We start from the raw sequence: 4,651 nt of genomic DNA on the forward strand, positions 1-4,651 counted from the left end.
GCATGGGCCGGATGGCGAGCTGGTCGCCCTGCTCGATTTCGATCCGCTGTTCAGCGACGGCAAGGTCATCGGCTACACCACCGCCTTCAAGCGCAAGCACATCGACGCCACGCCGCACGCCGAGATCGGCCTGACCAAGTTCGCCGTCGATCGTTTTCGCGAGGAAGGCATCTCCGTCGTCACGCTGGGTCTGTCGCCGCTGGTCGACATCGAAGCCAGCGGCTTTGCCGAATCGAGCTTCTGGCGCAGCACCTTCCAGCGCGCCTACGGCTCCGCCTGGGTCAATCGCTCCAAGTTCAATTTGCAGGGCCAGGCGGCCTTCAAACGCCGTTTCCACGGCCAGGAACAGCCGACCTATGTCGCCTTCCGCAAGGGGACTTTGGTCGAGATGCTCGGTCTGCTGCGGCTGGTGAAAGCCATCTGACCCCGATCGGCCGATTAGTTCCTCAACCGATAGCCGGTGCGGAAGATCCAGGCCACGATCGCGATGCAGACGGCCAAAAACACCACAGTCATGCCGAGGCTGATGCCAACCGAGACATCCGACTTGCCGTAAAAGCTCCAGCGGAACCCGCTGATCAGGTAGACGACCGGGTTGAACAGCGTCACCGTGCGCCAAATGCCGGGCAGCATGTTGATCGAATAGAAGCTGCCGCCGAGGAAAGTCAGCGGCGTGATGATCAAGAGCGGCACCAGCTGCAACTGCTCGAAGCTTTTCGCCCAGATGCCGATGATGAAGCCGAACAGGCTGAAAGTCACCGCCGTCAGCACCAGGAAGGCGATCATCCAGAACGGATGCTCGATATGGAGCGGCACGAACAGCGAAGCGGTGGCCAGGATGATCAGGCCGAGGATGATGGACTTGGTCGCCGCACCCCCGACATAGGCCAGCACGATCTCCAGGTAGGAAACCGGCGCCGAGAGCAGCTCGTAGATCGAACCGACGAATTTCGGGAAGTAGATGGCGAAGGAGGCGTTCGAGATCGACTGGGTCAGCAGCGACAGCATGATCAGCCCCGGCACGATGAAGGCGCCGTAGCTGATGCCGTCGATCTCGGTGATGCGCGAGCCGATGGCTGAGCCGAAGACGACGAAATAGAGCGAGGTCGACAGCACCGGCGAGATGATGCTCTGCAGCACGGTGCGCAGCGCGCGCGCCATCTCCACCCGGTAGATCGCCCATACCGCACGAAGGTTCATGGCTCTTGCCTCAACAGATTGACGAAGATCTCCTCCAGCGAGCTGTTCTCCGTCTCGATGTCGCGGAACTGAATGCCGGCCGCCTCGATGTCGCGGATCAGCGAGGCGACGCCCGGCCGGTCGCTCTGGTTGTCGTAGGTGTAGGTCAATTGTCCGCCGTCGGGCGACAGTTCCAGCGCGTAGCGCGAGAAACTCTCCGGTATCGCGCCGAGCGGACTGCGCAGCTCCAGCAGCAGCCGCTTGCGGCCGAGCTTGCGCATCAGCTCGGCCTTGTCGTCGACCAGCACGATCTCGCCGCGGTTGATGACGCCGACGCGGTCGGCCATCGCCTCGGCTTCCTCGATGTAATGCGTTGTGAGGATGATGGTCACGCCGTCCTCGCGCAGCCGGCGCACCATCGCCCACATGTCCTGGCGCAGTTCGACGTCGACGCCGGCCGTTGGCTCGTCGAGGAACAGCACGCGCGGCTCGTGTGAAAGCGCCTTGGCGATCATCAGCCGGCGCTTCATGCCGCCTGACAGCGTGATCGCCTTGGCGTCCTTCTTCTCCCACAGCGAAAGGTCGCGCAGCACCTTCTCGACAAAGGCATGGTTGGCCGGCCTGCCGAACAGGCCGCGGCTGTAGTTGACCGTCGCCCAGACGGTCTCGAAGGCGTCGATGGTCAGTTCCTGCGGCACCAGCCCGATCAGGCTGCGTGCGGCGCGGTAGTCGCGCGCAATGTCGTGGCCGTCGACCATGACCGTGCCGGAAGAGCGGTTGACGATGCCGCAGACGATCGAGATCAGCGTCGTCTTGCCGGCACCATTCGGCCCGAGCAGCGCGAAGATCTCGCCGCGCTCGATGTCGAGGTTGATTTCCTTCAAGGCCTTGAAACCGGTGGCGTAGGTCTTGGTCACCCCGGAGATGGAAATGATTGACGGCATGGTCTGAAAACGGCTGCTTGAAAGGAGCGGGAGGATTTTATTGCGCTGAATGTCGGTGCGCTCAGCCGGAAGTCAATGCCGCTCCTGACATTTCTGGACAATCATTCCCCTGAAGCTTTCCCCCAAAGTGCTGCGACAACGCGCCCCGCGTGGCGCCACGCCGCTTTGACCGGACCGCGTCAGCGCCCTATTCTGTGAGCCATAAGCAGCAGCCGGAGTCGCCCATGGACCCGCTCATCCTGTCGCGCATCCAGTTCGGCGCGAATATTTCGTTCCATATCCTGTTTCCGGCAATCACCATTGCACTTGGCTGGGTGCTGCTGTTCTTCAAGCTGCGTTACAACAGGACCGGCGATTCCGCCTGGATGCGCGCCTATTTCACCTGGGTGAAGGTGTTCGCTTTGTCCTTCGCCATGGGCGTGGTCTCGGGCGTCACCATGAGCTTCCAGTTCGGCACCAACTGGCCGGGCTACATGGAGACCGTCGGCAACATCGCCGGCCCGTTGCTGGCCTATGAGATCCTCACCGCCTTCTTCCTCGAGGCGGCCTTCCTCGGCATCATGCTGTTCGGCTTTCGCCGCGTGTCCAACCGCATCCACACGCTGGCCACCGTACTGGTCGCCGGCGGCACCACCGTCTCGGCCTTCTGGATCATCGCGCTCAATTCCTGGATGCAGACGCCGGCCGGCTTCGAGACGCGCGACGGCAAGGCGCATGCCGTCGACTGGTGGGCGATCGTCTTCAACCCTTCGATGCCTTACCGGCTCGTCCACATGCTGCTCGCCTCGGGGCTGACCGTCTCCTTCCTCATCGCCGGCCTGTCGGCGCTGCGCTATCTCACCGGCGACCGCTCGGAATCGATGTGGAAGGCGCTGCGCACCGGCGTCTTCACCGCCGCCATCCTGATCCCGGTCCAGATCTTCGCCGGCGACCAGCACGGCCTGAACACGCTCGAGCACCAGCCGCAGAAGATCGCCGCCATGGAGGCCAACTGGAACACCGGCCCCAACGTGCCGCTGGTGCTCTTTGCCTGGCCCGACGAGGCGGCCAGGGAAAACAAATTCGAGATCGCCATCCCCGACGGCGCCAGCGTCGTGCTGAGGCACAGCACCAGCGGCGTCGTGCCGGGGCTGAACGACTATCCCGGCAACCACCCGCCGGTCTTCCCGGTGTTCTGGGGTTTTCGCATCATGGTCGGCACCGGCATCCTGATGCTGATCGTCTCCTGGTCGGCGGCCTTCTTCCTCAAGCGCCGCCACAGCCTGCCGAAGCCGCTGGCGCTGCTGATGGTGCCGATGACGATCTCCGGCTGGGTGGCGACGCTGGCCGGCTGGTACACCACCGAGATCGGCCGCCAGCCCTGGCTGGTCACCGGCGTCCTGAAGACCGCCGATGCCGTCGGCCCGGTCGCCGGCAGCCATGTCGCGCTGACGCTTGCCGTCTATCTCGTCCTCTACGTGATTTTGCTGATCGCCTATCTCGGCGTGCTGGTGCACCTGGCGCTGAAGGCGGCCAAGGATGGCGACACCTCGCCGCTGCCGGGCGTCATGAACGCGGCCATGTCGCAGCCGGCCGCTGGGGAGTGAGGCAGTGGTCGAACTGCGAAGAAATCTTGACTCGACGCCGGACGCTGGCGCTGCCCCTCACCTGCCTGCCGGCATCCTCTCCCCGTATAGGGACGGGGAGAGGGGCGCTCCCCTCGCCGGTTTCGCCAATCGCCGACGTTGCAGGAACTACGCTGTTGTTGCGGCCAGCCCCCTTCTCCCCGTCACCATACGGGGAGAAGGTCCCGGCAGGGGGATGAGGGGCGGCGCCGACCTCGGAAATCGAGACTGGCGCGTGAGGAGAAGAAAATGACCTATGACTGGCCAACCGCGCTCCCGCTGATCTTCGCCGGCCTGATGGGCCTCGCCATCCTGATCTACGTCATCCTCGACGGCTTCGACCTCGGCATCGGCATCCTGTTCGCTGCCGCCGACGACCACGAGCAGGACACGATGATCGCGGCTATCGGCCCGTTCTGGGACGCCAACGAGACCTGGCTGGTGCTGGCCGTCGGCCTGCTGCTCGTCGCCTTCCCGCTGGCGCACGGCACCATCCTCAGCGCGCTCTACATACCGGTCTTCGTGCTCCTGGTCGGCCTTATCCTGCGTGGCGTCGCCTTCGATTTCCGCGCCAAGGTGCCGGCCGGCAGCAAGCATCGCTGGAACCGCATCTTCTTCCTCGGCTCGGCCGTCGCCTCGCTGGCGCAGGGCTACATGCTGGGCGTCTATGTGCTCGGCCTCGATGTCCGCCTCGGCGGCATTGCCTTCGGCGCGCTGGTGGCGCTCTGCCTGTCGGCCGCCTATGCGGCGATGGGCTCGGCCTGGCTTATCTACAAGACCGAGGGCGAGTTGCAGCGCAAGGCGGTGCGCTGGCTGCGTACCGCGCTGGTGCTGGCGGCGCTCGGCATGGTCGCGGTGTCGCTCGCCACGCCCTTCGCCAGCCCGCGCATCTTCGACAAATGGTTCCTCTTTCCGGAGATACTC

5 protein-coding genes are annotated in these 4,651 nt (G+C 64.3%); 3 read left to right on the forward strand and 2 right to left on the reverse strand.

Features of this window, described 5'->3' with window-relative positions; translation table 11 throughout:
- A partial coding sequence (locus EN742_RS24955; protein WP_128333405.1) for a phosphatidylglycerol lysyltransferase domain-containing protein occupies positions 1-424 on the forward strand: 424 nt, incomplete at its 5' end.
- 14 nt (positions 425-438) lie between these two features.
- On the opposite strand, the gene EN742_RS24960 is transcribed toward EN742_RS24955, so the two are convergent.
- On the reverse strand, positions 439-1,200 hold the full coding sequence (locus EN742_RS24960; RefSeq protein WP_127405931.1) for an ABC transporter permease: 762 nt from the start codon (positions 1,198-1,200) through the stop codon (positions 439-441).
- A complete protein-coding gene (locus EN742_RS24965) occupies positions 1,197-2,123 on the reverse strand; it encodes an ABC transporter ATP-binding protein (RefSeq protein ID WP_127405930.1) in 927 nt (308 codons plus the stop codon). The genes EN742_RS24960 and EN742_RS24965 overlap by 4 nt, the downstream gene beginning before the upstream one ends.
- 224 nt (positions 2,124-2,347) lie before the next feature.
- Between EN742_RS24965 and EN742_RS24970 the strand changes: the two genes are divergently transcribed.
- A complete protein-coding gene (locus EN742_RS24970; protein WP_127405929.1) occupies positions 2,348-3,709 on the forward strand; it encodes a cytochrome ubiquinol oxidase subunit I in 1,362 nt (453 codons plus the stop codon).
- 267 nt (positions 3,710-3,976) lie between these two features.
- Positions 3,977-4,651, forward strand: a 675-nt coding sequence (locus EN742_RS24980; RefSeq protein ID WP_148670238.1) for a cytochrome d ubiquinol oxidase subunit II, incomplete at its 3' end; no start/stop codon positions are given.

It is taken from the genome of Mesorhizobium sp. M4A.F.Ca.ET.020.02.1.1 (genome assembly GCF_004022645.1).
In the GTDB taxonomy this organism is placed as follows: Bacteria; Pseudomonadota; Alphaproteobacteria; order Rhizobiales; family Rhizobiaceae; genus Mesorhizobium.

Coding starts and splice junctions, on each gene's coding strand:
- EN742_RS24965 (WP_127405930.1), bottom strand. CDS start 2,123: ATGCCGTCAATCATTTCCATCTCCGGGGTGACCAAGACCTACGCCACC.
- EN742_RS24960 (WP_127405931.1), bottom strand. CDS start 1,200: ATGAACCTTCGTGCGGTATGGGCGATCTACCGGGTGGAGATGGCGCGC.
- EN742_RS24970 (WP_127405929.1), top strand. CDS start 2,348: ATGGACCCGCTCATCCTGTCGCGCATCCAGTTCGGCGCGAATATTTCG.